General features: G+C 40.8%; 26 protein-coding genes. 13 read left to right on the forward strand and 13 right to left on the reverse strand.

Annotation, left to right across the window (positions count from 1 at the left end; genetic code table 11):
- Window positions 1-102: 102 nt before the first annotated feature.
- Genes HWQ42_RS07500 through HWQ42_RS07515 form a run of 4 tightly spaced genes read right to left on the reverse strand, consistent with a single transcriptional unit; the run spans window position 103 to window position 3,264 of the window.
- A complete protein-coding gene (locus HWQ42_RS07500) occupies window positions 103-315 on the reverse strand; it encodes a hypothetical protein (RefSeq protein WP_292740184.1) in 213 nt (70 codons plus the stop codon).
- Window positions 316-326: 11 nt separating this feature from the next.
- On the reverse strand, window positions 327-1,283 hold the full coding sequence (locus tag HWQ42_RS07505) for a hypothetical protein (protein WP_292810674.1): 957 nt from the start codon (window positions 1,281-1,283) through the stop codon (window positions 327-329).
- On the reverse strand, window positions 1,280-1,999 hold the full coding sequence (locus HWQ42_RS07510; protein ID WP_292810676.1) for a transketolase: 720 nt from the start codon (window positions 1,997-1,999) through the stop codon (window positions 1,280-1,282). The genes HWQ42_RS07505 and HWQ42_RS07510 overlap by 4 nt, the downstream gene beginning before the upstream one ends.
- Window positions 1,948-3,264, reverse strand: a complete 1,317-nt coding sequence (locus tag HWQ42_RS07515; RefSeq protein WP_292810679.1) for a glycosyltransferase family 39 protein — start codon at window positions 3,262-3,264, stop codon at window positions 1,948-1,950. Before HWQ42_RS07515 ends, HWQ42_RS07510 begins: the two co-directional genes overlap by 52 nt.
- Before the next feature lie 756 nt (window positions 3,265-4,020).
- On the opposite strand from HWQ42_RS07515, the gene HWQ42_RS07520 reads away from it, so the two are divergent.
- Window positions 4,021-4,629 (forward strand): L-threonylcarbamoyladenylate synthase, encoded by a 609-nt coding sequence (locus tag HWQ42_RS07520; protein WP_292810681.1) that lies wholly within the window; start codon window positions 4,021-4,023, stop codon window positions 4,627-4,629.
- A gap of 97 nt (window positions 4,630-4,726) precedes the next feature.
- Complete coding sequence (locus HWQ42_RS07525) at window positions 4,727-5,668, forward strand: HAMP domain-containing sensor histidine kinase (protein ID WP_292810683.1); 942 nt, start codon at window positions 4,727-4,729, stop codon at window positions 5,666-5,668.
- Here the strand turns inward: HWQ42_RS07525 and HWQ42_RS07530 are convergent.
- The 5 genes from HWQ42_RS07530 to HWQ42_RS07550 form a co-directional block, all read right to left on the reverse strand.
- A complete protein-coding gene (locus HWQ42_RS07530) occupies window positions 5,631-6,101 on the reverse strand; it encodes a GNAT family N-acetyltransferase (protein WP_292810685.1) in 471 nt (156 codons plus the stop codon). The two genes, HWQ42_RS07525 and HWQ42_RS07530, sit on opposite strands and share 38 nt — an antisense overlap.
- A gap of 179 nt (window positions 6,102-6,280) precedes the next feature.
- Window positions 6,281-6,694 (reverse strand): hypothetical protein, encoded by a 414-nt coding sequence (locus HWQ42_RS07535; protein WP_292810687.1) that lies wholly within the window; start codon window positions 6,692-6,694, stop codon window positions 6,281-6,283.
- A 72-nt stretch (window positions 6,695-6,766) separates the two neighbouring features.
- Complete coding sequence (secF, locus tag HWQ42_RS07540) at window positions 6,767-7,756, reverse strand: protein translocase subunit SecF (protein ID WP_292810689.1); 990 nt, start codon at window positions 7,754-7,756, stop codon at window positions 6,767-6,769.
- Window positions 7,753-9,165: a protein translocase subunit SecD gene (secD, locus tag HWQ42_RS07545; protein ID WP_099100380.1), complete on the reverse strand. Its 1,413-nt coding sequence runs from the start codon at window positions 9,163-9,165 to the stop codon at window positions 7,753-7,755. The genes secF and secD overlap by 4 nt, the downstream gene beginning before the upstream one ends.
- Window positions 9,166-9,326: 161 nt before the next feature.
- Entirely contained in the window at window positions 9,327-10,310 is a 984-nt protein-coding gene (locus tag HWQ42_RS07550; protein ID WP_099100369.1) for an alpha-ketoacid dehydrogenase subunit beta, read from the reverse strand.
- A 592-nt stretch (window positions 10,311-10,902) separates the two neighbouring features.
- On the opposite strand from HWQ42_RS07550, the gene HWQ42_RS07555 reads away from it, so the two are divergent.
- Together HWQ42_RS07555 and HWQ42_RS07560 are read left to right on the forward strand one after the other, a co-directional pair.
- Window positions 10,903-11,115, forward strand: a complete 213-nt coding sequence (locus tag HWQ42_RS07555; RefSeq protein WP_292740201.1) for a hypothetical protein — start codon at window positions 10,903-10,905, stop codon at window positions 11,113-11,115.
- A gap of 694 nt (window positions 11,116-11,809) precedes the next feature.
- Window positions 11,810-12,406, forward strand: coding sequence for a hypothetical protein (locus HWQ42_RS07560; protein ID WP_292810787.1), 597 nt, complete (start codon window positions 11,810-11,812; stop codon window positions 12,404-12,406).
- 30 nt (window positions 12,407-12,436) lie between these two features.
- On the opposite strand, the gene HWQ42_RS07565 is transcribed toward HWQ42_RS07560, so the two are convergent.
- The 4 genes from HWQ42_RS07565 to HWQ42_RS07580 form a co-directional block, all read right to left on the reverse strand.
- On the reverse strand, window positions 12,437-12,853 hold the full coding sequence (locus tag HWQ42_RS07565) for a PIN domain-containing protein (protein WP_292810692.1): 417 nt from the start codon (window positions 12,851-12,853) through the stop codon (window positions 12,437-12,439).
- Window positions 12,850-13,104, reverse strand: a complete 255-nt coding sequence (locus HWQ42_RS07570) for a hypothetical protein (RefSeq protein ID WP_292740206.1) — start codon at window positions 13,102-13,104, stop codon at window positions 12,850-12,852. The genes HWQ42_RS07565 and HWQ42_RS07570 overlap by 4 nt, the downstream gene beginning before the upstream one ends.
- A gap of 185 nt (window positions 13,105-13,289) precedes the next feature.
- Window positions 13,290-14,270 carry a porphobilinogen synthase gene (gene hemB / locus HWQ42_RS07575; protein WP_292740208.1) on the reverse strand — a complete coding sequence of 327 codons (981 nt, stop codon included), beginning with the start codon at window positions 14,268-14,270 and terminating at the stop codon, window positions 13,290-13,292.
- Window positions 14,271-14,727: 457 nt separating this feature from the next.
- Complete coding sequence (locus HWQ42_RS07580) at window positions 14,728-15,087, reverse strand: DUF4870 domain-containing protein (protein ID WP_292810694.1); 360 nt, start codon at window positions 15,085-15,087, stop codon at window positions 14,728-14,730.
- 124 nt (window positions 15,088-15,211) lie between these two features.
- Between HWQ42_RS07580 and prfC the strand changes: the two genes are divergently transcribed.
- The 9 genes from prfC to HWQ42_RS07625 all read left to right on the forward strand — a co-directional run bounded on the left by prfC (window position 15,212) and on the right by HWQ42_RS07625 (window position 26,937).
- Window positions 15,212-16,840 carry a peptide chain release factor 3 gene (gene prfC, locus HWQ42_RS07585; protein WP_292740211.1) on the forward strand — a complete coding sequence of 543 codons (1,629 nt, stop codon included), beginning with the start codon at window positions 15,212-15,214 and terminating at the stop codon, window positions 16,838-16,840.
- 181 nt (window positions 16,841-17,021) lie between these two features.
- Window positions 17,022-19,304 (forward strand): M48 family metalloprotease, encoded by a 2,283-nt coding sequence (locus HWQ42_RS07590; RefSeq protein ID WP_292810696.1) that lies wholly within the window; start codon window positions 17,022-17,024, stop codon window positions 19,302-19,304.
- 664 nt (window positions 19,305-19,968) lie between these two features.
- Window positions 19,969-20,475, forward strand: a complete 507-nt coding sequence (locus HWQ42_RS07595; protein ID WP_292810698.1) for an RNA-binding protein — start codon at window positions 19,969-19,971, stop codon at window positions 20,473-20,475.
- A gap of 622 nt (window positions 20,476-21,097) precedes the next feature.
- A complete protein-coding gene (locus HWQ42_RS07600) occupies window positions 21,098-21,526 on the forward strand; it encodes a hypothetical protein (protein ID WP_292810700.1) in 429 nt (142 codons plus the stop codon).
- A gap of 374 nt (window positions 21,527-21,900) precedes the next feature.
- Window positions 21,901-22,341 carry a SufE family protein gene (locus HWQ42_RS07605; RefSeq protein WP_292810702.1) on the forward strand — a complete coding sequence of 147 codons (441 nt, stop codon included), beginning with the start codon at window positions 21,901-21,903 and terminating at the stop codon, window positions 22,339-22,341.
- A 94-nt stretch (window positions 22,342-22,435) separates the two neighbouring features.
- On the forward strand, window positions 22,436-23,347 hold the full coding sequence (locus HWQ42_RS07610; RefSeq protein ID WP_292810789.1) for an alpha/beta hydrolase: 912 nt from the start codon (window positions 22,436-22,438) through the stop codon (window positions 23,345-23,347).
- 327 nt (window positions 23,348-23,674) lie between these two features.
- Window positions 23,675-24,505, forward strand: coding sequence for a hypothetical protein (locus tag HWQ42_RS07615; protein ID WP_292810704.1), 831 nt, complete (start codon window positions 23,675-23,677; stop codon window positions 24,503-24,505).
- A 301-nt stretch (window positions 24,506-24,806) separates the two neighbouring features.
- Window positions 24,807-25,778 (forward strand): GTP-binding protein, encoded by a 972-nt coding sequence (locus HWQ42_RS07620; protein WP_292810706.1) that lies wholly within the window; start codon window positions 24,807-24,809, stop codon window positions 25,776-25,778.
- A gap of 100 nt (window positions 25,779-25,878) precedes the next feature.
- Complete coding sequence (locus tag HWQ42_RS07625; protein WP_292810709.1) at window positions 25,879-26,937, forward strand: hypothetical protein; 1,059 nt, start codon at window positions 25,879-25,881, stop codon at window positions 26,935-26,937.
- Window positions 26,938-26,972 lie beyond the last annotated feature (35 nt).

The raw sequence follows: 26,972 nt of genomic DNA on the forward strand, positions 1-26,972 counted from the left end.
GGCTGCCGTCGGCAGCCCCTTCATCCCCCCTTTAAAATGATTATCATTACTGTTGGTGGAATAGTTTATTTTCTGGAAGTCCCTAAGAGACACCCTGGGCAATCATTTGCTCAACACCACTCTGAGCAATGGCCACCAAACGCGATGAGAGCAACCATCGTCGTCTAGGCGTACAACCACATTCTCCCCAACGGTATTGGCGTACAAAGCACCTCCAATTAATGCCAGATCATGTATGTAAAGACAGCCTGGGAAGAAGCACGATCGCACTGGTACCAGAGGACGAAGAACAATTGAAATCAGACGTTCTGTCATGTTTTAACCTCCTAACCAGAGGTCAGTTTTAACCCACCTCTGGCTGGATAGCTTAATCTTGTATTTCTCTTCAACTCTCTAACAAGGTTCGCAGCATCTAAGCCACATTCTTGACGATGAAAATTCTGAGAGCCATAAAGTCCAGATATATACCCCAAAGCATGGCGGTGCGTAAACTGCGGTGGTGCACAATTCATCTTCAAAAGACAATGGGCAATTATCTGACCAACACTTCCCTGAGCCACATGTTCTTCAACTACGAACAAATGACGTGATTTCTGTAAGTCATCAAGGAAATCTTTTGGGATTTTAGCCGCCTCTATTGGCAATTCAGTTAAAACCCAGATGTCTGGACGATCGCACTCACTCAATTGCTTCGCCGCCTCAAGGATACTTCCAGCTAAGGGACCAACGACTAAAATCGTGGCTCCTTTACCCCTCATCAATCGCCGCCATGAAGAATACTTCGGAAGCTCTAAATCCTTTGGCTTTTCACACCTACCGAGGCGTAAATAAGCAGGATGCTCAAAGTTAGTAAGCTGATTGATAATTTCTGGAACCTCTGCGGCAAAAGCCGGCACAAAGACATGCATATTGCTCAGACAGAGCATAGTTCCATAGTCTTCAAGTGCATGATGTGTTGCTCCCATAACTCCATAGCCATAACCACCTCCATTACCAACCAGCCGCACAGGGAGATCATGCATACAGACATCATTACGGATTTGCTCAAAAGGTCGGGCATAAACAAAGGGAGCAATACTATAAACCCAAGGTTGAAAACCTTCTTGAGCTAAACCCGCAGCCGCAGATACCATATTTTGTTCTGCTACACCTGCATTGATAAAACGTTCGCCCAAACTCTCTTGTAAAGGTTCTAGAGCTTTGTATCCCAAGTCACCACTGAGAAATACTAACTTAGGATTAGTCGCACACTTGACAAGGGTTTCACAAAAGATGTTTCTCATATCCCTACCTCTTTTAGCGCCTGTTGATACTGCACTGAAGTCATTGGTAGATAGTGCCACTCCATCTTGTTCTCCATAAAGGAAACACCATTCCCCTTTTTGGTATGAGCAATAATGACGTGAGGCTTGTTGGGAGTAGATGAAAAAGCTTCTACAATCGCATCTAGATTATGACCATTAATCTCAGTTACAGCACAACCAAAAGCACGAAACTTGTCTGCCAATGGCTCTAAATTAGCTACTTCTTGCGTAGTCCCAAAGCCTTGTAACCCATTACAGTCAATAATCATTATTAATTGATGCAGCTTTTGATGCACTGCAAAAATTAGAGCTTCCCAATTAGAACCTTCATTCCATTCACCATCTGACAGTAGACAAAAGATCCTCCCTGATTCACTCTTTAGCTTCTTTGCTAGAGCTAATCCATTGGATAAAGACAAGCCATGACCTAAACTTCCTGTAGCAAAAATAATTTCAGGTATCCAACCGGCAGGGGGATGTCCACTTAGCTTTGTGCCATCTTGATGAAACTTTTGTAGATCTTCATCACTCAAGTGCCCTAAAGACCATAATGTAACATAGAGTGCTCCAGCAGCATGACCTTTAGAGAGAACAAATGCATCACCTTCGTTCAAAACTTTGTGGTATAAAACCATTACTAAATCTAGTGATGACAAGTTACCGCCAATATGACCAACACTACTTTCAAAGTGCATCCTAAGTAACCGTACCTTAGCTTGCCTAATAATCTCTGTAAGAGGTTTATATCTAATCTCCAAGGAGTATAAACAGCGCTTGTTGGTGAGGCTGAGAAGATAAGACTATTTGCCAAAATAAAACAAATAGAAATTAATGGTAAAAGTATAATTATTTTAATCTTGCGACTAAGCCGTTGAGATGTTTGAATAACGGAATAAATAATGACTCCTACGCCGAGGGATGAACCATTGATTAGTCTAAAAAAATCATATGAGTGAATTGCATTTAAGTATCCAAAAAGAGTAACTAGACAAAATTCCATTACAATCGCTTCATTTGGAGCTAAATTTTTATTCAAAAACAATTTTTTTAAGAAATAAAATAGTGTTACAAAATTCCAACAAAAGATGATTGTAAAGAAAATCATTCTAGAGTCATGTACATCATCTACAAATGTAATAAATATTGATTTAAATAAGTTTAGTAAAAAGTTTGAAATTGTTAATTCATGTTTAGATTGTAACGTCATAATTTGATTCTGAATCCAAAAGTCATCCAGAAGACTATTAGAGAATAAAAATAATAAAAATAATAAGATCGGAAATAGGAACCCCAAACCAAAAAATAAAAGTCTTGAATTAGTAGTTTTTTTAGTATTCTTTTGAAAAATAATTTCGTAAATAAAAAAGAATACAAAGGGAGGTAATATAGCTTGAAATGATGTATATCTACATAATAAAGAGAATCCTAAGAATAGTCCCGATCCAAACACATTTTTATTATTTTTTTTACTAAAAAACATTAAAAATGACAATAAAAAAAATGTATAGCAGAAGTAATTTGACCAGGGAAATACAATATATCCATTTAAAAGAAAGATTAAAAGAGTTGAAAAAAATGCTGCATATTTCGGCAGAAATTTTAAAAAGAGTTGATATGACAAAAAAAGACTGAATGAATAAAATATACCAGTAGCTATACCTATAGATATCAACCTCTCTCCAAATAAAGTTAGAGAAAGACTCTGAATCCAAGTTGTCATAATTCCATAAGCAGGGAATGTTTCTTTATAAGGAATTAAACCTCTTTTTAGATCGAGAGCTTGTACATACATAAATCCCCAATGATGGCTATCATAATTAAGAATTGATTCAATCCAGCTAAATCCAAAACTTAAGCAGCAAATCAGCAATACTGAAAAATCAAAAATTCTGCCATTTCTAAAATTGATAAATTCAAATTTTTGTTTGTATTGGTTAGAAATTACGTCAGTAGTCGTCATGTTTATACACTCCCTAATTTTTCCAAACTACGCATTATTGCCAAGAAAGTTCAGTGACTGCTAAAACAGACTCTGTTTAACAGAATTAAACGTTCAATATCGAGTCAAACAACACACACAAGTATTGAAAAATTATCAATAAGCGAATCGATCGCACTCCAGGGATGAAGTATAGCTTCATCCCTCAATTCCGGCTAAATTTAAATTCTTACGAATGATTGTAAGGTTTTTAGTACTTCTTAACGCTTAAGTAGGTGAGCATAAATAATTAAAAACTTGTAGTAAGCTTTAAAGCGCTTAAGCGCTTTAAAGCTTACTACAAGCAATTTTTGTAATTTGATTTATTCTCGCCTATAGACTTAAATATAATGACAACATCTACAATTTAGCAAGCGAAGATTAATAGAAAATTATTATTAATAACTTCAGTAGATATCAATTTTAAGCGCTTTAAATTATTTCTAACTTTTGATAGATGTTAAAGTAAGGATTTTTTTAATGGGGGAGAGCATCTGTGTATCAGAGTTGCATCTAAGATTTAAGGGTAATTTGGGATTACCCCACGATCACATCTCTCTCACAACATTTAAGCGAGTAACTGAATTGCTGTGCTATTGGGACGGGTGAGGACACCCGTCCCATATTCACGGTGGGCAAGGATACTCACCCCACAAGATAGATAATTTTTTGGGAAGTTATTTAAAAGTTATATTTCTTTATATATATTGAATTATTCTCGCCGACTTACTTAGTAAGATGACGCAAGTTTCCCTCACAGACCTGATAGCTGGTGCACGCGCTGGCTTGTTGGTGAGCTTTCCCACCGATACTGTTCCTGCACTTGCAGCGATACCAGAAGAAGCAGCATTAATTTTTGCAGCGAAGCAACGCAGTCAAGACAAACCTTTGATTTTGATGGCAGCTAGTGCTGAAGATTTGTGGCCGTATGTCAAGGGTAGTGAGAATGAATATAAAGTTTGGCAAAAATTAGCAGATAAATATTGGCCAGGAGGACTGACATTAGTTTTGCCAGCGAGTGAACGCTTACCAAAAGTTATGAATCCCATCGATCCAACAACAATTGGGATTCGAGTACCAAACAGTGCGATCGCTCAAACTATTTTGGCGCAAACAGGCCCTCTTGCCACCACTAGCGCCAATTTTTCTGGTCAGCCACCTTTGCAAACAATGACAGAAATTGAGACTCAGTTTCCCCAGATTTTGACTTTAGCAACGACAGAATACCAGGGTGAAATACCAGGGATGGGTGTACCTTCCACCGTTGCGAAATGGACAGGGATAAATTGGCAAATTTTGCGACAAGGTGCGATCGAGTTAGAGATTTCGAGTGATAACCAAGTATAGGTAGCTATAATGTTGTTTTCGTGGTCTTAACAACAGAGAAATCTGAAACTTTAGTTTGCGCTGTTGTACTTAATTAGCAAATTAATAATTGCCAGATATGAATTGGAGCAACTGGATATATCTAGGAGCAGGAATAGCACTAGGTATAGTTTTCCGTCAGATATTTGGGCGATGGCTACGCCCAAAGCAGGCATCGCCAAATGTTTCATCTAGCTCATCCCCAGTAGCGCCATTAGCTCAACAGGATATGTCACTAATATCACAACAGCTACAGCAAACACAGCTGGCATACCTGATGGCAAGGGAAATGAGCCAGTTTAAAGCTGGTTTTTTGGCGCGGACTACCCATGAATTGCGATCGCCTTTTAATGGTTTGATTGGCTTACATCAGTTAATTTTGTCAGATTTGTGTGAAAATCCAGCTGAAGAGCGAGAATTTATTGCCCAAGCTCACGAGCGAACGCTGAAGTTGCTGAAGCTCATGGATGAAATTCTCAACGTTGCAAGAGCTGAACATGGCACCAATAAATTAGATATTCAGCCCAGACCCTTAGCCGAAATTTTAGATGAGGTTCATGGCTTAACTTATATGCTGGCGGCAAATCGCAATTTTCCCTTGCAATTATTACCCACCGAACCAGAAATTTATGTTTTGACAGATTACCTCTGGCTCCGCCAAGTATTGATAAGTTTAATAGACACTGCCATTACTCAGATGGAGGAAGGCAGCATTTGTATTTCCAGTAGCACTTTACCTACAAACAATTTTGTAAACATTTGGCTAGATTTACCAACCCATGCTGTACCCCAAAGCGAGCCGATTGATTTGCTCAAATTTGAAGATCGGTTGACTCAGATTGACCAAAAAAACGCTGTTCTTTCTCCAGGAATGAGGCTATTAATCAATCAGACTCTGGTGGAAGTTATGGGAGGAAAGTTAGAAATATTGCCTTTGACCATTGTGAAGGAACCACTTCAACAGCTTACCAGACTACAAATCTCTATCCCCCTAGTGATTCCTGAAGCTGAACTTCTGTAGCAGAAATGAAAGCATGGTTAGCTTGATTGTGTAGCACCATAGTAGTGGTGCTGTTGGTTTGAAAACCAATCTTTTCGTAGAAACCTTGGTGGTGAGTAGTCATTAGGTAAATACGCTCAACCCACTTCATGCGGGGATGTCTCAAAACAGTTTCTACTAAATTGCTTCCCAAGCCACTATGTTGATACTCTGGATGAATCACAACATCCCAAATTGTGGCGCGATAGATGCCATCAGATGTTGCTCTTGCAAAGCCAATAAGTCGATCGCGATCGCAAACAGAAATCACTGGCTCACTATTGGCAATAGCTATACCTAAATCCTCAATACTGCGTCCCTTTGCCCAGAAAGCGGAAACGTTTAACAGTTCTTGGAGTTGGTAAAGGTCAATTTCAGACTTGCGATCGCTAAATTTAATCTGAAGATCGTTCATGTATGGCATCCACTTTTGGCAGTATCTTTGAGCAGACATTTGGTGAAATTAAATATGCATGATCCAGAAATCTTGTAGAGACTTAGCACTGCTAAGTCTCTACATTCTTTTTCAACAGATGTCTAGTATGGTTAAGTCATATTTTGCTATAAATTGCTGTACGTGTAGAGAAAGAAAATTTAATGACAAACCCACTTCCATAGAGGATGAGTTGCTCCCTGTTGACGTATCCGATAAACTTGTTTTTCTAAACGTTGTTTTTCCTGCTGTGGTAGTCCGAGTAGAATATTCCGACTTTGCCAAACTAAAACAGCGGCAGTCATTCCAAAACAAAAAGCTAGACCGAAGGTAGACAGCGGATGGTAGAATAATCCAAATCTCACTGCTACCCAGGTAAAATATTGTTGCCACAGAGCAATTTCTCCACGTAGACCCCACAAGGAGACAGGCGCAATGGTCAGCCATAAACAGCCCACAAATAGCCACCTGCCATATACTGTTAGCTGATGTAGCCTTTGTACTTGTTGAGCAAACGATGGGTCAGATTTCTCCAAGTCTGGGACACTATTTAATCGTTCTTCCGGTTGATCCATAGGGGAATAAGAGTGCAAGGCGTGGGTGAGCAATTCAAAATGCTTTCACCCAATTGTGAAATATACACAAGTTTAACTATCCTGGGAACTGGGAGATGTATCAATCGAATCAGGGTTGTCTAACACCTGGGATTCCCCTTTACGCTCTCGCCACCAAGTTAGAAGAGTACTGGCGATGAAAATACTCGAATAAGCTCCCATTGTGAAGCCAATAATCAAAGCAAGGGAAAAGTATTTCAGTGTTTCCCCGCCAAATAGAAAGATTGCAGATAATGTCAGTAATACGGTTAAGGTAGTGTTGATCGATCTGGTCAATGTTTGGTTAACCGCATCATCTACAATTTCGGCAATCGGCTGTTCGGGATGGATTTTAAGGGTTTCCCGAATGCGATCGTAAATCACTACTGTGTCGTTGACTGAAAAACCTGTGATCGTAAGTAAGGCGACGATAAAAAGGCTATCTACTTCGATGCCTGCTACCAAACCCAAAAATGAAAAAGACCCTACTGTAATCAAGATATCGTGAAATAGGGCAACGATTGCAAACACAGCATAATCTAACTGGAAGCGGAAACTCATGTAGATAGTAATACCGATGAAGGAAACTATCAGAGCTAACATCCCAGATGTAAACAGTTCTTTTCCCAAGGTGGGGCCAACAGAGTCAATCTGGTTCTTTTGTGGGTCAAAAACGCCGATTTCTTCGCTCAAAGCGTTTTGTAATTTGGTACGCTGATCAACACCCAAATCTTTTGACCGAATTAGTACACCATTTTCTACACCATTTTCTGAGACAAGTTGGATACTGCTATCACCTAGTCCCTGTGCTTTTGCTACTTCCCGAACAGCGTTGATATCAATTGGTTTGTCGCAGTTACCGGGTTTGGTGCAATCTCGGACAAACTGCAACCGCGTACCACCGATAAAATCTAAACCGGGGCGTAAGGGGGAACGAATATTGGGTTGTTGCCAAGAAATCACCATTGAGATGATACCAGCGATGATGATAGCAGCAGAAATACTCCACCAAAGCGATCGCGATTTATTAATACTTAGTTTCATTGAGTCACCTCTGCCTTATTTGATGCTGGCAGGTTTGGACAGAAAAGTTCTGTCTTCCGCAAGGAGTGAATTGAAATTGCCAAAAATAGCAATGTCCGACTACAGGTAATTGCGGTAAACATACTCACAGCTACCCCCAAAGCTAAGGTTAGAGCAAAGCCTTTAACTAAACCAGACCCTAGCCAAAACAGGGCAGCGCAAGCAATCCATGTAGTGACGTTGCTATCTAAAATACTAGAAAATGCTCGGTAAAAACCAGATTCCACGGAACGATACAGAGATTTACCCGCCCGCAATTCTTCCCGCGTCCGTTCAAAAATTAGCACATTGGCATCAACTGCCATCCCAATACTGAGAATAAAACCAGCAATTCCTGGCAAAGTCAGGGTAACGCCCAACAAAGCAAAGGTTGCCCAAGTTAAGAGGGAGTAGATCACTAGTGATACATCCGCAATCAATCCTGGTAGTCGATAGTAAACCACCATGAATATTAATACTAAAGTCAAACCACCGACTCCAGCATAAATACTACTTTGAATGCTATCTTTACCCAAGGTTGCTCCGACTGTCCGTCTTTCTGCGATTTCTACTGGTACGGGTAATGCACCACCGCGTAACTGCACGCCTAAGTCATTGGCTTGCTGGGCGGTAAAACGTCCTGTAATCACGGCAGAACCACCAGTAATGCCAGTAGCGGCAAATTCTATACCCACGGTGGGAGCGCTGATCAGTTCATTGTCCAGAAAAACACCAATGCTACGCCCAGTACCGGCGAGGTTTTTCGTCAAATTGGCAAACAGTTCACCACCCTTTTGGTCGAAGCGAATGGCAACATTCCAGTTGTTACCTTGAGTGGGTTCACCATAGGCATCCTTGAGGTATTTGCCAATTAGCGGTGGATCGGTGCTTTCAAACAATTCTGCGATCGCTTGATTATTTTTTTGTAAGTCTTCTTGATTCTTGACAATTGCCGCTTTGTCGGTACTCTTTCTTAATTCTTCTTGCTTAAATTTCAATTCGGCTCTTGATGCTTGAAAAGCAAGCAGTTGAGTTTCTGTATTCGCCTTTTGGGTACGAAATTCTAACTGTGCTGTACCCCCTAGCACCCGTTCAGCTTGCTCTGGATCGTTGACTCCTGGTAGTTGCACCAGTATTTTATCTGCGCCGACTGTTTGGATTACTGGCTCAGAAACGCCTAAACCATTAATCCGGCCTTCGACAACTTTTTTCACACCTTCCAATTCTCGTTCGGTGATTTTGGGAATATCGGCTGATGGTTTCACCTGAATTGTGAGCTGTGAACCTCCGCGCAAGTCCAGCCCAAGGGGTATCGGAATTGTGGCAATCACCGTAATAGCGGCGATTATCAGGACTAAAATCAAAACTAATAGCGATCGCTGTCTTTGCATACCATAACTCGCAACTGACAAACGCTATAATAGCGCTCTTTTGAGGAGTTATGAGTTAGGAGTTGAGAGTTAGGAGTTAGTAGTTGAGAGTTAGAAGTTAGGAGTTGTAAATTCAATATTGAATTCTTAACTCCTCACTCCTAACTTTTAACTCCTAACTTTTAAACTCGTAACGCCACCATTTTTTCCACAGCTTCTACGATTTGCTCTGGTTGGATGATTGTTAGTCGTTCCAGATTGCCGTTGTAAGGTGTGGGAATATCTTGGGAAGAAAGGCGGAGTACTGGCGCATCCAATTCATCGAATAAGCGATCGTTTATTGAAGCGATGACTTCTGCTCCAATACCCGCAGTGCGCATCGATTCTTCCACAACAATGACTTTATGGGTTTTACGTATTGATGCACCAATGGTATCAAAATCTAATGGTTTGAGGGATATTAAATCGATAACTTCTGGATCGTATCCTTGTTTTTCAAGAGTTTTTACCGCTTGTAGCACATGATGCCGCATTCGGGAATAAGTGATAATTGTGACATCTTTCCCCTCACGCACAATTTCTGCTTTATCTAGTGGTAGTAAATATTCTTCTTCTGGTAAATCTTCTTTCAAGTTGTAAAGCAAAACGTGTTCAAAGAACAATACTGGATTATCATCGCGGATAGCGGATTTCAGCAGTCCTTTAGCGTTTCTTGGTGTGGAGCAGGCAACAATTTTCAACCCTGGCACAGCTTGGAAGTAAGTTTCTAGGCGCTGGGAATGTTCTGCGCCTAGCTGCCGTCCCACACCTCCAGGTCCGCGAATTACCATCGGAATTTTAAAGTTACCGCCAGAAGTATAGCGGAGCATCCCAGCGTTGTTGGATATTTGGTTGAAGGCGAGCAGTAAAAAGCCCATGTTCATGCCTTCAATGATCGGACGTAACCCAGTCATTGCGGCTCCCACAGCCATCCCAGTAAAGCTATTTTCAGCAATGGGGGTGTCTAGAATGCGGAGTTCGCCATATTTTTGGTACAGGTCTTTGGTAACTTTATAGGAACCGCCGTAGTGTCCAACATCTTCACCGAGAACGAATACGCTGGAATCACGCGCCATTTCTTCATCAATGGCTTCCCGTAAGGCGTTGAAGAATAGTGTTTCTGCCATTTAGACCTTTTAGTACGATTATGGTTTTAGAATTTTATCGTGCTGCTGTCGCAAATACAGTGAGCGATCGCACTAGTTAGAGATTGGGTTTTTTAAACGAACTGCCCCAAACATAGAGCGAGTAATTGCCATAACTATATCAAAGCTAGTTAATTTCGATTTTAGATGTTTTATGAGTGATCGCCTGACACTCTAGCAAATGCGGCTGATTTATCTATGTAAAAAAACCGCTAATTAGGTATAATAATTACCCAGTAGTTTCCGATTGAAAGATACTAAATTACTCCAATCACACTAGTACCGCAAGGCGGAATTCAAAATTCAAAATTAATACAGCGTAAGCGTTTCATTAGTTTGGAATGGGTGGTTTATTTACGCCGTACTCTACTAGAGTAAAAATTTGTTGTAGCAATAATTTAAATATGCCTACTGTAGAACAATTGAAAACGTTGTTTATCTTAAGTTTTTGGGCTACTAAAATGTATTTACCTGTGTTTTTAGTGCGAATCGATGAACGAACAAAAAATGTTGTAATTCTCGCCGGTGAAGAAAATGAAATTATAATTTACCTAGACGGGAAGTGGAGATATGTATGAGTAAACCAGATTTTATGACAATGCCCCGTGCCCAATTGCGTCAATATATCCTTGAGCATAGAGAAGATGATCAAGCCTTTGAAACTTATTTAGATAGATTCACCTCTGAAGACGCTATAATCTATCCTGCACCGCAGTCAATAGATGATTTAGAAAACTTCCCAGAGTTACATCAACAGAATTTAGAAAGACTACGAAAGCAAGCTTAAGCTCTCCAAATTTTATCAGCGATCGCCTCCTCCTTTGGCAAACGAGGCTTATCAAGATAGATCCCCGACTTCTGGCAAGAAGTCGGGGATCTGGGTTAGGCGCAGTCATAACCCACAAATTCACTAAAAATTAATTTTTAGCAAACAAACGATCCAAAAAATCAATTTTTACTGCCAGGTTAATTATCCCTCGATTTGTAGCAGCGTCCGTAATTTCAGCATTATTCAGAGCCATAATATGTGGTTCACCTCCAACTAAACCGATGATTGGTCCACCAGAAGAACCACCTGTAGTATCACAATCATGTAACAGTACTTCTTGCTGCTCCTGGACAATATTTATATAGAAACCTTGTCAAATTCAGAAAAACAGGCGCTTCATATAGGACTCATATCTGATTTCTGAACAAGATTTCAGATAAAACCCTGGTAAAACCGGCTTTTCAGTCTCAGTATGTTTTCAGAAATCAAATCGGAGTCCTATAACAAGGAAATATTCACAATAACCTTGGAGGTGAAAGTTGCCTAAACTGCCACGTATTACTGCAACAGAAGCTGAAAAACTCTTATTAGATGCAGGCTTTATTCAAATTAGAAGTAAAGAGAGTTATTCTGGATGTCAATCTTTGAATCTCAGCGTTATTATGGGGTGGTGTTCCTGGTAAGACTTTATTGCGTGAAAACGTTTCCTGATATGCCATATAGTGATTTCACTTTAGAGAAAGTCAAACAGAACTTTCAAATAAATACTATTGAAAGAACTGAGATTTTTGCTAATACAGCTGATATAGAATGCAGTGAGTTATTAAAAGAAATTCTTCAATATAATTCACCTATAGCTATTGCCAGTAATAGTGAAAAAGCTCGCTCTGAGATGATTATTTCTCCAATTTTACTAGATTTGAGACGACAATTAAATGACCAGATAAATTTATTCTCTGGTGTTGAATTCAATGTTGATCCGGCACAAGGTTTAAATGGAATTTGTGATTTTCTAATTACCCGTTCTCCAGAAAGACTAATTATCACTGCACCAGTTATTATTATTGTGGAAGCTAAAAAAGAAAACATTCCTGCTGGTTTAGGACAATGTGTAGCCGAAATGTTAGCAGCAAGAATATTTAACGAACGAGCAGGTAATGAAAATTTGATAATTTATGGAACTGTCACCACTGGAAGTATTTGGCAATTTTTAAAATTAGAAGGTCAATCTATCCAGATTGATTTAAGTGAATATTATCTTAAAGATGTCAATAAAATTTTAGGAATCTTAGCTAGTGGTGTCCGGTGAAAAAATTATCATTAAGTAGCGATCGCATCCCTAAAACACCCGCTCAAAAGGTTTTTTCCGATAACGCCGATAAATATCAAAATCACTGTCTAAAGTAGCTATGGCAGCAATATCTAAGCGTTCCAAAATGACAATCAAGGATAAATCTGCAAAATCCCCTGGTAAATCTCTGTACTGAGTATTCAACTCAGCAATGCGCGAAAAATCTTGTGGCAATATTTGCTCACACTCATAGAGTTGTTTCGCAACATCTAGAAGAAACTCGTTTTGTGTACGCCAATCAAAGTTGAGCAACCACACCACTTCTGCAATATAAATGGGCGTAGTCACCAGCCTAGAAGTACAGTTTTCAAAAAAACGACGCACCAGTTGGTGATACTGATCTCTAGCGCTGTAGTACGCAAACAAAAACCCGCTATCTGCGAGTATAAGCGGATAATAGGTCATGAATGCCGCTTGTTGAGATATTGAGCGATCGCTTTCTTACGGTTTGAGCGTTCCGATAAATCCCTTGGTGCATCTTGTAGCAGATGTTCAGGGTGTCCACCCCGCCTCTCTACCAAAGTTTTACCCGCTTGTAAGGTTAGCCAGCGTTCAGTAATCAAGCGTCTGATCAATTCACTTTTTTCCGTTTGCTCGTGAGCTAAAATATCGGCTAGCTGCCTTTCTGTTTCTTCATCCAGCCTGACACTAAGCATAACTTTTATCATCCTTGTAATACACGTATGACAGTTATAACGCCGATTAGTTAAATTTTGTTTGAATTTCGCACCAGCCAAACCCAAAATACAAAGAATCTCACGCCCAAACACCAAAACACAACTATGCGTCTTCGCGCCTCTGCGTGAGATTTCCCCCTAAATTAGTATCTAATATGCCTAGCCTACTTTAACCATCGCGCCGCATCTTTGGCATGATAAGTCAAAATCAAATCTGCACCAGCGCGTTTAAACCCAGTTAAAGTTTCCAAAACCACTCGCTCTTCATCAATCCAACCATTGAGAGCCGCAGCTTTCACCATCGCATACTCACCAGAAACATTGTAAGCTGCAACTGGTAAGTTACTCGCTTCCTTCACCCGCCAAATAATATCCATATATGCCAAGGCTGGCTTAACCATGAGCATATCAGCACCTTCAGCGATATCTAATTCAATCTCTTTAATCGCTTCGCGGGCGTTACCTGGGTCCATTTGGTAAGTTCTTCTGTCCCCAAATTGTGGTGTCGAGTCTGCTGCATCCCGAAATGGGCCATAATAACCCGAAGCATACTTAGCAGCATAAGATAAAATCGGCGTATCTTGAAATCCTGCTTCATCCAAACCCTGACGAATTGCCTGGACAAAACCATCCATCATCCCAGAAGGCGCGATGATATCGGCACCGGCTTTTGCTTGAGAAACCGCTGTTTTCTTCAACAATTCCAGAGTTGGGTCATTTAAAACTCGTCCTGTTAAATCACCAACTTGCAGATAACCACAATGACCGTGGCTAGTATACTCACATAAACAAGTATCAGCAATTACAATCAAATCTGGCACTGCTGCTTTTACCGCCGTCGCCGCTTTTTGGACAATTCCGCAATCATGCCAAGCACCAGTGGCATCGACATCTTTATCAGCCGGAATACCAAATAAAATAATAGAAGGAATTCCTAAGTCGTAAACTTCTTTTGCTTCTTCAACGATTTTATCTACCGAAAGTTGGTAGACTCCGGGCATCGATTTCACCTCATTAGCAATTCCCTCACCCGGCACAGCAAATAGTGGGTAGATTAAATCGCTTGTTGTTAAAACAGTTTCACGAACCATCCGGCGCAGTTGAGGATGAGTACGCAGACGACGGGGGCGATGTATAGGAAACATAAAATTTTATGAAGAGAAACAACGCAGATAGACACAAAACAAAGCGTCACAAAAGCAGGCTAAAATTTTCCTGCCGTCAGACAGACTAAAAACAGTGCTTAACTGTCCTTTGCCCTACTCTTAATCAAGTTGTGGGGCAATTTTGTATTCTACAGCTTGGTTGCACCTATCCGACGGACTGGAAAAAAAACAACATTATGAAGCAATTCAAAATTCAATAATGATAAAATTGTCTGTTAGCAAAATTTTGGGGAATTGAGGGTTGAAATTTAAACGCATAGGCCCTTCTCTACGAGACGCTACGCGTAGCTTGCTTCCACTAAGTGGTACGCCTTCCCGCAGGGTAGTGGCGCAGAGGTAAACGCAGAGGCACGCAGAGAATTCGCTACAAATTAATTAAATTTGTATTTGGTAGCAAATAACTGACAATTACCAATGCCCATAGCCATAATCTATGCTAAAAAACTCGGAAAATATAAGGATAACGGAAGGGTATATCAGGATTGCTGAAAACTCCAATGAGTGCCCAAATTGTTAATCCCCAGTGCAATAGATATCCCAGACCGGCTAGTGGCCCCAGCAATAATAGAGGTAATACTAACCAACCGAATAGAAAAAACAACGCTCCCAGAATTCCTCCGTAAAGCCAGACATTAAAGTGGAAATTGATCGATTCTTTGGCGTTTTCTTTAACAACAGGATCGTCAGATACAAACAGTATGGCGATAGGTATACCTACAGATATTAACGTCGTGCTGAAAAAAATCGCTCCATGAGACAAGGCAGATAGAAGCTTTCGCTTGTCTGTGTCGTACATTGCTTTCTCCTATTTAGTCAGATTGTTCGTTATACTACGACCCTATCATGAGCATCGTTGTCTTAAGATTAAAAGACTTGCCAGAGTCAAAAAAAATTAAGCTAGCTAACAAACAAATACATTTATGTCTACTGAACTTCAGTCTGAACTTATTCAAGCAGTTGAACTTCGCCGCAACTTTGCGATTATATCTCACCCCGATGCAGGTAAAACTACACTAACTGAAAAGCTACTCCTGTACGGGGGTGCAATTCACGAAGCTGGGGCAGTCAAAGCGCGACGGGCACAGCGAAAGGCTACTTCTGACTGGATGGCGATGGAACAACAACGGGGTATTTCTATTACTTCCACAGTGTTGCAATTTGAATACCGGAATTGTCAAATCAATCTATTAGACACTCCCGGACACCAAGACTTCAGTGAAGATACTTATCGCACTCTCGCCGCCGCCGATAATGCAGTAATGCTGATTGATGCGGCAAAAGGTTTGGAACCCCAAACCCGCAAATTGTTTGAAGTGTGTAAGTTGCGCGGTATCCCAATTTTTACTTTTATCAACAAGCTCGATCGCCCAGGAAGGGAACCTCTGGAACTGTTGGATGAAATTGAGCAAGAATTGGGATTGCAAACCTATGCGGTAAACTGGCCAATTGGTATGGGCGATCGCTTTAAAGGAGTTTTTGATCGACACAAGCAACAAATACACCTGTTTGAACGCAGCGCCCACGGTAGCCGAGAAGCCCGTGATACGATAGTCGAATTAGGCGATCCAAGAATAGAAGAGAAGCTAGAACAAAGCCTGTACTACCAACTGAAAAATGATTTAGAACTGCTAGAAGGAGTTGGGCCAGAACTAGATTTGCAGTTGGTACACGAAGGCAAAATGACACCTGTGTTCTTTGGTAGTGCCATGACCAACTTCGGGGTAGAGTTATTCCTGAAGTATTTCCTCGACTATGCCCTCAAACCCGGTTCTCATATCAGCAGTGTTGGCGAAGTTCCCCCTACATACCCAGAGTTTTCGGGGTTTGTCTTTAAACTGCAAGCGAATATGGACCCGAAGCACCGCGATCGCGTCGCATTTATCCGGGTTTGCACTGGTAAGTTTGAAAAAGATATGATGGTGAATCACGCTCGCATTGGTAAACTCATCCGTCTATCTCGCCCGCAAAAACTCTTTGCTCAAGAGCGAGAATCGATTGATGTGGCTTATCCTGGCGATGTGATTGGTTTGAATAATCCCGGTGTTTTTGCGATCGGGGATACAATTTACACGGGACAAAAGCTCGAATATGAGGGGATTCCGTATTTCTCGCCGGAACTGTTCGCATCTCTGAGGAATCCCAACCCCTCGAAGTCTAAACAATTCCAAAAAGGCGTTGCGGAATTGCGAGAAGAAGGTGCTGTGCAAATTATGTATTCAATTGATGAAGCCAAGCGCGATCCAATTTTGGCGGCGGTGGGTCAGTTGCAATTCGAAGTAGTACAGTTTCGCTTACAAAATGAGTATGGTGTAGAAACCATATTAGATTTATTGCCCTACAGTGTCGCCCGTTGGGTTGAGGGTGGTTGGGAAGCATTAGAAAAAGTGGGACGAATATTCAATACCACTACAGTTAAAGACAGTATGGGACGACCAGTGTTGCTATTCCGCAATGAATGGAATTGTCAACAGTTATTGGGCGACCATCCAGAGTTAAAATTAAGCGCGATCGCTCCAGTATTTTCTAGTCAACAACCAGTGGACGAATGAAGAAGAATACAGAATTCAGAATCCAGGACTCAACTGAATTCTGACGACTGACACCTTTATTCAACCTTTATCGTTCACTTGACAAACAAAACTTGAGCGCGGTTGATTTCCACGGCATCCGAGGTTCGCGCTTTCGCACAAACGTGGATCATTTAGAAGAGATTGGAGTGCCAGAATTTGTATGCCTTCACATGCCAAACCGTCTTTGGAGGCTGGTTTAGTTGCCCTCAAACAGGGAAATTACCAAACCGCGATCGCTCAACTAGAACCTATTGCTAGCAGCCAAAATAATGGTACTGCTAGCTTACAAGCCCAGGTTGGTTTAGTGATGGCTTATGCTCGCACTGGCGAAGTTCCCAAAGCGATCGCTATTTCCCAGAATCTCATTGAGAGTAACAATCCGCAAGTTCAAGAGTGGGCAACACGCGCTCTCGAACACCTGACAAAACGTAAAAAAACCGAGCAAGAATCAAAAAAAGTCGAAACTGGATTTGTTGCTTTTGAGAATTCAACCCCAGATTCAACACCAGATTCAACCCCAGTTACTCCCCCGGAAACTTCTACATTAGAGGAAAAGCCGAACGATCAAGTCATAGAAACCAAAAGCGACGACATCCCGCCGATGGTGCCACTAGCTAGACTCAAAGCTACATTAGCCACACCGCCACCACCACCACTGCCTGCGCCCCTACACGGTTTCATGGGTTCTGTTACCCGCACCCAAGCCAAATTATTCGGCGTTATTTATTGGCGACAAGCACAACGCGCTAGAGCATGGCAACCACTACGTAAACCAAAATTAATTCCCTTGCGGCTACTGTCAGTAGGAACATTCATCGCCCTGTTTTGGGTGATCCGAGAAATCCTCAAGTTAGCATTGGGATTCATCAACCAGACTTTAGTCAAACTACCTTATCTGGAGCCAATACAGCTTTTATACCACGATCCTACTCAACTGTTGCTGATCGCATTGGTGATTTTAATCGGAGTATCACCTTGGTTGCTGGATCTGCTATTGGCGAACTTGTATGGTCAGCGAGAATTTCCGAAAGATGTATTGAATACCCATAGCCGCGAAGCTGTTCGAGTGCTACAACGTTGTTGCCAACAGCGGCACTGGCCGTTACCCAAACTGCGGATTTTACCAACGGCTGCACCAATTATTCTGACTTATGGTAGTTTACCACGTAATGCCAGGATTGTTGTCAGTCAAGGGCTATTAGAGCAGCTGGCAGATGATGAAATCGCCATTATTTACGCCACGCAACTAGGGCATATTGCTCACTGGGATTTTGCTGTAATGTCTTTGTTGCTGCTGGTGACACTACCAACTCATAAGCTATATCAGCAAGTGTCGGAGTTGGGAGACAAAATATCAGCAAAAATTTGGCGCTGGCCAGTGACAATTCTGGCGAGTCTAATTTATGGAGTTTGGTGTTTGCTGACTGGAACTGGATTGTGGTTGTCGCGGTTGCGGCTTTATTATAGCGATCGCGTCGCCGCTGAAATTACTGGTAATCCCAATGCTCTGATTCGCGCTTTACTCAAAATCGCCATTGGCATTGCCGCTGATATCCAAAAACAAGAACACACCAGTTGGCAACTAGAAAGCTTAAATCTTTTAACACCAGTCAGCTACCAACAGAGTTTATCTTTGGGTACTATTACCAGTAATCTATCTTTTGAATCCTTTTTGAAGTGGGATACTGCCAATCCCTATCGCCGATGGTTTACGATTAATAATAGCCATCCTTTAATGGGCGATCGCATCGAACGCCTCTGCCAAATAGCCCGTCACTGGCATCTAGACACCGAACTACATTTTGCTAGCGTTCCATCAAAGGTTAAGCGTCAGTCTTTTCTATTACAAGTCGCTCCCTGGTTGGGAATTCCTTTAGGGGTTCTGTTTGCAGCTTTAGTTTGGCTAACCTGGCAACTAGCATTTACACTCAAGTTTTTAAATCTAAAGTGGATATATGAAGATTGGTCTTTTATTACAGGCTGCCTTCTGATTGGCTTTAGCATCGGTACTGTGATGCGGATTAATTCTTTTTTTCCCGATATAAAACCTGCTACCGTGCAAACTGACGACAGCTTACCTAACCTGTTAGCTGACCCTTCTGCCTTACCTATTGATAGCGTCAGCGTGTGTCTTGTGGGTAAATTATTAGGTCGTCAAGGTACTAGTAACACCCTAGCGCAAGATTTAATCTTGCAATCCAGCGCGGGTTTGATAAAATTACACCACATTTCTTGGCTAGGACAGTCAGTCAATCACCAGGATCTAATCGGTCGGCAAATTATCGTCACAGGTTGGTTCCGGCGAGGAGCAACACCTTGGATCGATATCCAAACCCTAGAAACTCAAAGTGGTAAAACCATTCATAGCCCTCATCCCATTTGGTCTACTTTTTTAGCTGTTGCAGCACAGGCTTGGGGCGCATACGTCTTTCTCACTGGTTAGTCATTAGTCATTAGTTTAGTCATTAGTCATTGGTCATTGGTCATTAGCAAAGGACAAAGGACAAAGGACAAATTGGAATCTAAACAAAAGTTGCAGGTTTTCTTAACAAGTGTTACATTTATTTACACAAACAATAGCAACCGACATAACTCAGCATCACCGCTTAGTTATGAATTTAGGTGCTTTTTCCCCTCTCTATACCTTTTTATCCTCCCAACACAGCAGCAAATTAACCAGCCAGTGGCTGGTTTTTGTTTCAAAATATGCTCACTTGAATAAAAAAATGTGTTTTATGTTACGATGCAGTAATACTAATGCCGAAAAGATATGCGCTAAACTAGCTACGTAGAAAATACCGTGGTAATGTAAGGAATGGTATTTGATTCTGCGAAAAAGGGCATAGAAGAAAGCGTGTACTTTAGCAGGCAATAGGCTATTAAATTTACAATTCTTAGAATTAAGGTGTTATTAGCTCACCATAGTGTGAGCCTTTGGATTAAACAAGCTTGATCCCGACGAAAAACTGTATTGTTGTATAGGTTGACAGTTTCGAGCAAAAAAATTGGTTTATGGCAGTCTTGGTCAATAGCATCTATTTAAAAGCCAAAGCTAAGTGATTGTTTTCTTGCCTTGCCATGTTCATTCAACTCTGGAGGTATAGTTCATGTCCGTTCGCCTATATATAGGTAATTTGCCTAAAGATGAAATAGATCGTCAAGATCTGCAAGCCGTTTTTGCAGCAGAAGGTGATGCTGTAACTACTAAATTAATTAAAGACCGCAAAACTGGCAAATGCCGTGGTTTCGGTTTTCTTACAGTCAACAATGACGAACAAGCTGACGAAATTATTGAAAAGTATAATGGTCAGATGTTCAAAGACACTCCCATTAAGCTAGAGAAGGCATTACCTCGGACAAAGGGTGAAGAGGGCGACGAGCAAGCTCCTAAACCAGTTACTCTTGCTAGTAATAGTACCCCAACTCCTAGCCCCACCAGAGAAGGTAGCCGTCGTGAGAAAAGCTCTAAGAAGCCTCGTCGTGGCGGCGGTGGCGGAGGTTCTCGCGAAAGCAGCACTACAACCACCGATTCAGACGCTATTCGTCCAGATCCCCGTTGGGCTTCGGAATTAGAAAAGCTGAAGCAGATGCTAGCTGCACAAACTACGAATTAATCCTCAAGGGAGAGAAATTAAAAATTAAAAATCAGAATTTTTTTTGATTTTTAATTTTTAATTGTTGATAATTATGTAGCTGCTTAGTTTAATGAACTTGCAGCTAATTTTGTAAGTACGTAGGCGCAGCCCGCCGTAGTATCTCATCGCCACTAGTCACACTAAAGCATACCTGAGAGTTAGCAGTTAGGAGCGTGCAAACCGCCCAACCTCCATAAAATCTATCTGGATTTTAATCAAATCAAACGACATATAAGTTTCACGAATTTATCATACTTGCGCAATAAAAAAGTATATATTGATGCAACTATAGTTTCTGTAGACTTATTGTTAAAGCTTGCTTATAAAAAAATAAAATTAAGTTTTTGTGATTGGGGTCAAATGAGTAGTAATACCGTGTTAGAGGGCGATCGCACTCACTACCCCTACCGCAATCCCCTACAAATTTATGCTCAAAGATGTATTGATAAAATTCACTTATTTTTAACTTGTAACAAATAGGAGGGGTGTGGGGATATATTTCTATTGAGTGCATAAATCAGAAAATGCATCGTACTAAACAATGTGGGATGAATAAATATATCCCTAGCATTGGATATTGCATTTAATTGGAGTATTACGTATGAATTCTCAACACTCGCAATTTAGTTCAGACAATAAAACAGATTTAGAAGCTCTAGGTTTAATCAAAAAGTTAGATAACGAGACCTCTCAAGTTATTAGCGGTGGAGACTTAGCCCTTGCACTCCTAGCCAACCCAAACCCAATACTCGCCAATCCCAATCCAAACGGATCGAAAAATTCACTTGACATATACAATGGGACTTCTTCTCCGCTCTATTTTGATTTAAGCTTTGGTAATACAATTTCGCAAGACCTTCAACTAAAACCCGGTAATTCAATAGTCTTTACAGACCAAGCAATAATAGCTGATGTTAGGTTTGATGGAGATTTGAACACAGCTGGTATTCAACTAAATAAAACTACTGTCAACGCTCCTGGAAATTATGCTTTTGTCTTAGGTTCCAATGGGATACTAAGTCTCATCTAATGCAACGCTTCTTAGTTGCAAATATTTTTTAAAATACTAGTCTGCCATGATTTGTTATATAAAAAAATCATGGCAGACAGCGTGAAAACAAAAAATTGCAGCAGTGCTTATAATAGCTTAATTGGTACATTGAGAATTGCCAAAAATATTGATTGATATAATGCTTATCCAGTAAGGGCTACAGCCTTAGCGTAAATTTCTGTTCGATACACATAAAAAAACCTGATCTTTATCAATGCGATCGCAGTAATTAGCTGGATTTGATAAATTAGAGTCAGTAATGGCAAGCTTGATAATGCCAAGAGAAGCGGAGGCGCAATCGCTCTAAAGATAATCTACACTCAAAGAGATACCGATCGTTTTCAGCTTCTGTTATGTCCTCAACTCTAGATTCTTTGCCACCTGCGCTCGCTAAAATTGTCCAGCGCTTTCAACGCGCTTCCGAACCGAAGCGACGCTACGAACAGCTAATCTGGTATGCTCAGAAGCTCAATGAGTTCCCAGAAGCTGATAAATTACCCGAAAATAAAGTTCCTGGTTGCGTGTCTCAAGTTTTTATCACCGCAGCCTTGGATGACGGTAAGGTTGTATTTCAGGGCGATTCCGATTCCCAGTTAACCAAAGGATTAGTAGGGCTTCTGGTTGAAGGATTGCAGGGACTCACGCCAACTGAGATTGTCCAACTTACTCCAGATTTTATTCAAGAAACAGGTTTAAATGTTAGCCTGACACCTTCCCGTGCTAATGGGTTTTACAACATTTTTAAAACCATGCAAAAAAAAGCATTGGAATGTAAGTTAGATTTGCCTAACTAAACTTGGTCATTAGTCATTAGTCATTGGTCATTTGCAAAGGACAAAGGACAAATGACAAATGACAAAGAAGGTACAACTACCAAAATTTAGTGTCATGTCAACCAATGTATTATCTACCTCTGCTGCTATTGGCTTTGGTGGAGTAGTTCAAGAATATCTCTGGAATTTTGAAAATCAGCAATTGCGGGTTGTTTATGAAACCCTCGGTAAAGGTTCACCGCTATTGCTACTACCATCTTTCAGCAGTGTTTCGACGCGTTTGGAAGTCGGCGAACTTGCCAAGTTACTAGCTCCCAATTTTCAAGTTGTAGCCTTAGACTGGCCTGGATTTGGTGAATCTTCTCGCCCTAGTTTGAATTATCGACCGGAAATATATCAGCAATTTCTGGAAGATTTTGTCAAAGCTGTTTTTAATACTCCTGTTACTGTGGTGGCGGCTGGTCATGCTGCTACATACGTTTTACAATTAGCTGTGAAGCAGGCTGCTTTCTCAAGGATTGTATTGTTAGCTCCTACTTGGCGTGGGCCTTTGCCGACAATGGGGGCAAGTCAACAGATAGCTGGCATTGTGAGAGAATTGGTGCGATCGCCTATACTTGGTCAAGCTCTCTACAAACTCAACACTACCCAATCTTTCTTAAGTTTTATGTACCGCCGTCATGTCTTTACTGATGCGGCTAAAATTACACCCAGTTTCATTGAGAAGAAGTGGCAGACAACTCAACAACCAGGAGCGCGATTTGCATCTGCTGCCTTTGTAACTGGTAATCTTGATGCTGTACGCGAACAATCTGCTTTTTTGGAACTTGTACAGTCTTTAACCGTACCGCTCATGGTAGTAATTGGAGAATCCAGCCCCCCTAAATCACGAGAAGAAATGAACGCGTTGGTAGCTTTACCAGGAGTGAAAAGCGTTGTTATTCCCGGTTCTTTGGGACTACATGAAGAACATCCAGCAGTTGTTTTAGAAGTAGTTCAAGATTTTTTGTTCTCTTCAGAAAATTAAATCTTCACTTATCCATCAAAGTATAATTTTCTTGTTTGTGATAATTATTATTGCATAGCACTTCTCGCTTGTATGCAATATACTCTGACCTCTCTCCTCTTAGGAGAGAGGCTTTAAATCTTACCCGGTATCAGTAATATTTAATTCTTCTCCATATCCTTGAGATTGTGGTTAGGACGCTACTAAAGCTAAGGGCGATGTAGTAAATGGTGTGAAATTAGCGATCGCTATATTGCACTGCTACACCTGCCCCTATTTCCGTTTAAGTACGGATCTCTGTTTAATCTCTCTTAGGTTAAAAAGTGAGCGGAAATAAAAGTTTTAGAAATGAGTAACAATCAAAAATTAAAATATTTATCTCTAGCGTATTGTGCGTATCTTGCGCTGACAATATATTGGCTTTTTCACTATACTGGCCCAGTTAAATTTTTGGGAGAAATGCAGATGAGTCTGTTTGGTAAGCAGTGGCAATCTGTAAGTATAATGATCCTTAATCTTCCAATTATATTGTTAGGGACTTATTTACGCAATCGAGTTCAAAGTCAAAATCCAGATAAAGAATTTTCTGCTAAGTGGAATGTAATTGATGATTTGACAAATAACCGACTTCTAAAAAATGCCCTCATGCCGATAATTATTATAATAATCGGGTTGATTATGCTAAATATTACATTAGCGCAATCATTCGGCAAAGATATCGGTACAATTAACATCGCTCAACTAAGTTCCGGTAAAATTGCTGAACACAGTTTTTATGCTAATATTTCAGGCTATCCAGATCCCAATGTGTTAGTAACACAAAAGGGCAATAAAATGCCCAGAGTCTATATTGCATTGAGAGAGAACTCTCAGTCTAACACCCCGGTTCATTTGATTATTTCATTAGACAAGGATGATATTGAAGAGTATGTTCACAAAGATCCAAAAAGTGAAACAGTAACGGTCAGTGGATTTGTGACTGAGGGTGGAGAAGGAGAAGTGAGAACGTGGTTAGAGAAGCAAGGAGTTGCCATTGCCGATAGTTACTGGACTATCATCCCTGGAGTTAATTTGAGTAACCGCAGTAATGGGACATATTCTCAGATATTTATAGCTATTGCCTTTATTATTTTTGCCGCTTTTATCTTTTATAGAAATTGCAAAGAACAAACAGCATAGCTGAATGTGGCATTGTCAAGCTCCTACCTGCGACTTTCGATAAGTCTGTAGAAGTTTCTGTTGCTACTCTAAGAGTACTCCAAAGGAGTAGTTTTGCTTGTATGCAATATTCCTATCAGGCTAATAAATTTGTGAATATTTATGACTTATTACAGATGCAGAAAAATAAAATGTTTTTAGATTAAATTATGTGATGATTTTCCTGAAAGCCAAAATAATAGCAAGCTCGCACAAAAATATAAAAAGATTTATGATATGTGATAATGATTATCCATAAGGTGAGATAAGGGGAATTTAGAGTATGGTGGCTGACGTAATCAACAATTCAGTTCCCGTTACTGTTCTTACAGGCTATTTGGGAGCAGGTAAAACGACTCTACTCAATCACATCCTCACCTACGAACACGGCAAAAAAGTTGCTGTGATTGTCAATGAATTTGGGGAAGTGGGTATTGATAATCAATTGATTATCGATGCTGATGAAGAAATTTTTGAAATGAATAATGGCTGTATCTGTTGTACAGTGCGCGGCGATTTAATTCGGATCATTGGCAATTTGATGAAGCGGCGCGATAAATTTGATCATTTAGTAATTGAAACAACTGGATTAGCCGATCCTGCACCAGTGATTCAGACATTTTTTGTTGATGAAGATTTACAAAGCCAACTGTCTCTAGATGCAGTGGTGACAGTTGTAGATGCGAAGCATATTTGGCAGCATTGGGATGCCGACGAAGCACAAGAACAGATTGCTTTTGCCGATGTAATTTTACTTAATAAAACAGATTTGGTAGCACCAGAAGAGTTAGATGAATTAGAAAAACGGATTCGGGCGATGAATGCGATCGCAAAAATCTACCGTACCCAAAATTCTGAACTAGGAATGGATGCTTTGTTGGGTGTAAAAGCCTTTGATTTAGATCGTGCATTAGAAATTGATCCAGATTTTTTAGGCGAAGATGCCCACGTACACGATGAAAGTGTTTTTTCTGTGGCTTTAGTAGAAGCAGGTGCAGTCGATGGAGAAAAATTAAACGCTTGGATTTCCGAGTTACTGCGTACCCAAGGCCCAGATATTTTTCGGATGAAAGGCATTTTAAATATTGCTGGAGAAGAGAATCGATTTGTATTCCAAGGAGTACACATGATATTCGATGGCAAACCCGATCGCCCCTGGAAAGCAAGTGAAACCCCCAAAAACGAACTAGTCTTCATCGGTCGTAACCTTGATGCAGTCCAACTCAAGCAAGATTTTCTCGCTTGTCTAGCTTAAAAAGCGGGTTAGGAGTTATGAGTGATGAGTTATGAGTTAAAAATTCCTAACTCCTAACTTCTAACTCCTAACTCCTAACTCCTAACTTCTATACATAACTATGAACTCCACAACCAAATCTAAGGAATTTGAACAACACTATTCGGGGACACTTTCAGATTATGTAACTGCGATCGCTTGGTCGCCACAAGGTCAAACTTTAGCAGCAACTTCCGCGGCGGGGGAAGTAGTTTTGTGGAATGATGGCGAACTCACAAGTTTACAAACTGGTAATGGTAAATCAGTAGACTGTCTAGCTTTTTCGCCAGATGGGAAATTTTTAGCCGTTGGTGGACAAGATGGACAGGTAAAAATTTGGCGTGACACTGAATTAATCGCCACCTTGGAAAATGCCCCCGCATGGGTTGACAAGCTAGCTTGGAATTACACCAGTAACCAACTGGCTTTTAGTTTGGGGCGTTACGTCCAAGTTTGGGATGCAGATACTCGTGAAATTGTCGTGACACTGAATTTTGACAATTCTTCAGTATTGGGTATAGATTGGCGCATTGACGGACAATACTTAGCCATTAGTGGTTATAAAGGAGTCAAAATTTGGCATAGTCAAAACTGGGATGAAGAACCATACAGCTTAGATATGACTACTGTCAGTTTAGCGATGGCTTGGTCGCCTGATGGCAAATTTCTGGCTTCTGGCAACATGGATCGTAGCGTCACCGTTTTGGAATGGAACAACCCCGATCCTTGGGTGATGCGCGGCTTTCCTGGAAAAATTCGCCAATTAGCATGGTCAGAAGCTACTACAAAAGTGGGTGCGCCAATACTGGCATCTTCTAGCGTTGAAGGTATTGTCGTGTGGGAGAAGTTAGAGGATGATACTTTAGGTTGGGAAGCGCGAGTATTAACAAATCATGTGGGCGTGATTAATGCGATCGCCTTTGCACCTAAAAGCTTCTTGCTTGCTTCTGCTGCTGCTGATGGCTGGTTATGTTTGTGGAACAAAGCTAAGGAAGTATCCCAAATTATCACAGGTGTCTCAGCAGGATTTTCTACCCTAGCTTGGCATCCCCAAGGCAAGTTATTGTCCGCAGGCGGTGAACAGGGCGAATTACTTGTATGGTCAAAGGTTTTGCGTGGTCAAGGATTCGGGCGTAGTTAAGCAATACCTGGTAATTAAAATTGAAGCTGGGCAAT

The sequence above is a fragment of the Nostoc sp. JL23 genome (assembly GCF_017115065.1).
Classification (GTDB): domain Bacteria; phylum Cyanobacteriota; class Cyanobacteriia; order Cyanobacteriales; family Nostocaceae; genus Nostoc; species Nostoc punctiforme_A.

Bases quoted from the DNA above. Each gene is read 5' to 3' on its own strand.
- HWQ42_RS07535 (WP_292810687.1), bottom strand. From the start codon at position 6,694: ATGGATCAACCGGAAGAACGATTAAATAGTGTCCCAGACTTGGAGAAA.
- HWQ42_RS07610 (WP_292810789.1), top strand. From the start codon at position 22,436: ATGTCAACCAATGTATTATCTACCTCTGCTGCTATTGGCTTTGGTGGA.
- HWQ42_RS07625 (WP_292810709.1), top strand. From the start codon at position 25,879: ATGAACTCCACAACCAAATCTAAGGAATTTGAACAACACTATTCGGGG.
- HWQ42_RS07620 (WP_292810706.1), top strand. From the start codon at position 24,807: ATGGTGGCTGACGTAATCAACAATTCAGTTCCCGTTACTGTTCTTACA.
- HWQ42_RS07600 (WP_292810700.1), top strand. From the start codon at position 21,098: ATGAATTCTCAACACTCGCAATTTAGTTCAGACAATAAAACAGATTTA.
- HWQ42_RS07500 (WP_292740184.1), bottom strand. From the start codon at position 315: ATGACAGAACGTCTGATTTCAATTGTTCTTCGTCCTCTGGTACCAGTG.
- HWQ42_RS07560 (WP_292810787.1), top strand. From the start codon at position 11,810: ATGCCATATAGTGATTTCACTTTAGAGAAAGTCAAACAGAACTTTCAA.
- prfC (WP_292740211.1), top strand. From the start codon at position 15,212: ATGTCTACTGAACTTCAGTCTGAACTTATTCAAGCAGTTGAACTTCGC.
- HWQ42_RS07515 (WP_292810679.1), bottom strand. From the start codon at position 3,264: ATGACGACTACTGACGTAATTTCTAACCAATACAAACAAAAATTTGAA.
- HWQ42_RS07525 (WP_292810683.1), top strand. From the start codon at position 4,727: ATGAATTGGAGCAACTGGATATATCTAGGAGCAGGAATAGCACTAGGT.
- secD (WP_099100380.1), bottom strand. From the start codon at position 9,165: ATGCAAAGACAGCGATCGCTATTAGTTTTGATTTTAGTCCTGATAATC.
- HWQ42_RS07510 (WP_292810676.1), bottom strand. From the start codon at position 1,999: ATGCACTTTGAAAGTAGTGTTGGTCATATTGGCGGTAACTTGTCATCA.
- HWQ42_RS07565 (WP_292810692.1), bottom strand. From the start codon at position 12,853: ATGACCTATTATCCGCTTATACTCGCAGATAGCGGGTTTTTGTTTGCG.
- HWQ42_RS07605 (WP_292810702.1), top strand. From the start codon at position 21,901: ATGTCCTCAACTCTAGATTCTTTGCCACCTGCGCTCGCTAAAATTGTC.
- HWQ42_RS07555 (WP_292740201.1), top strand. From the start codon at position 10,903: ATGAGTAAACCAGATTTTATGACAATGCCCCGTGCCCAATTGCGTCAA.
- HWQ42_RS07615 (WP_292810704.1), top strand. From the start codon at position 23,675: ATGAGTAACAATCAAAAATTAAAATATTTATCTCTAGCGTATTGTGCG.
- HWQ42_RS07505 (WP_292810674.1), bottom strand. From the start codon at position 1,283: ATGAGAAACATCTTTTGTGAAACCCTTGTCAAGTGTGCGACTAATCCT.
- secF (WP_292810689.1), bottom strand. From the start codon at position 7,756: ATGAAACTAAGTATTAATAAATCGCGATCGCTTTGGTGGAGTATTTCT.
- HWQ42_RS07595 (WP_292810698.1), top strand. From the start codon at position 19,969: ATGTCCGTTCGCCTATATATAGGTAATTTGCCTAAAGATGAAATAGAT.
- HWQ42_RS07570 (WP_292740206.1), bottom strand. From the start codon at position 13,104: ATGCTTAGTGTCAGGCTGGATGAAGAAACAGAAAGGCAGCTAGCCGAT.
- HWQ42_RS07580 (WP_292810694.1), bottom strand. From the start codon at position 15,087: ATGTACGACACAGACAAGCGAAAGCTTCTATCTGCCTTGTCTCATGGA.
- HWQ42_RS07550 (WP_099100369.1), bottom strand. From the start codon at position 10,310: ATGGCAGAAACACTATTCTTCAACGCCTTACGGGAAGCCATTGATGAA.
- HWQ42_RS07520 (WP_292810681.1), top strand. From the start codon at position 4,021: ATGACGCAAGTTTCCCTCACAGACCTGATAGCTGGTGCACGCGCTGGC.
- HWQ42_RS07530 (WP_292810685.1), bottom strand. From the start codon at position 6,101: ATGAACGATCTTCAGATTAAATTTAGCGATCGCAAGTCTGAAATTGAC.
- HWQ42_RS07590 (WP_292810696.1), top strand. From the start codon at position 17,022: ATGCCTTCACATGCCAAACCGTCTTTGGAGGCTGGTTTAGTTGCCCTC.
- hemB (WP_292740208.1), bottom strand. From the start codon at position 14,270: ATGTTTCCTATACATCGCCCCCGTCGTCTGCGTACTCATCCTCAACTG.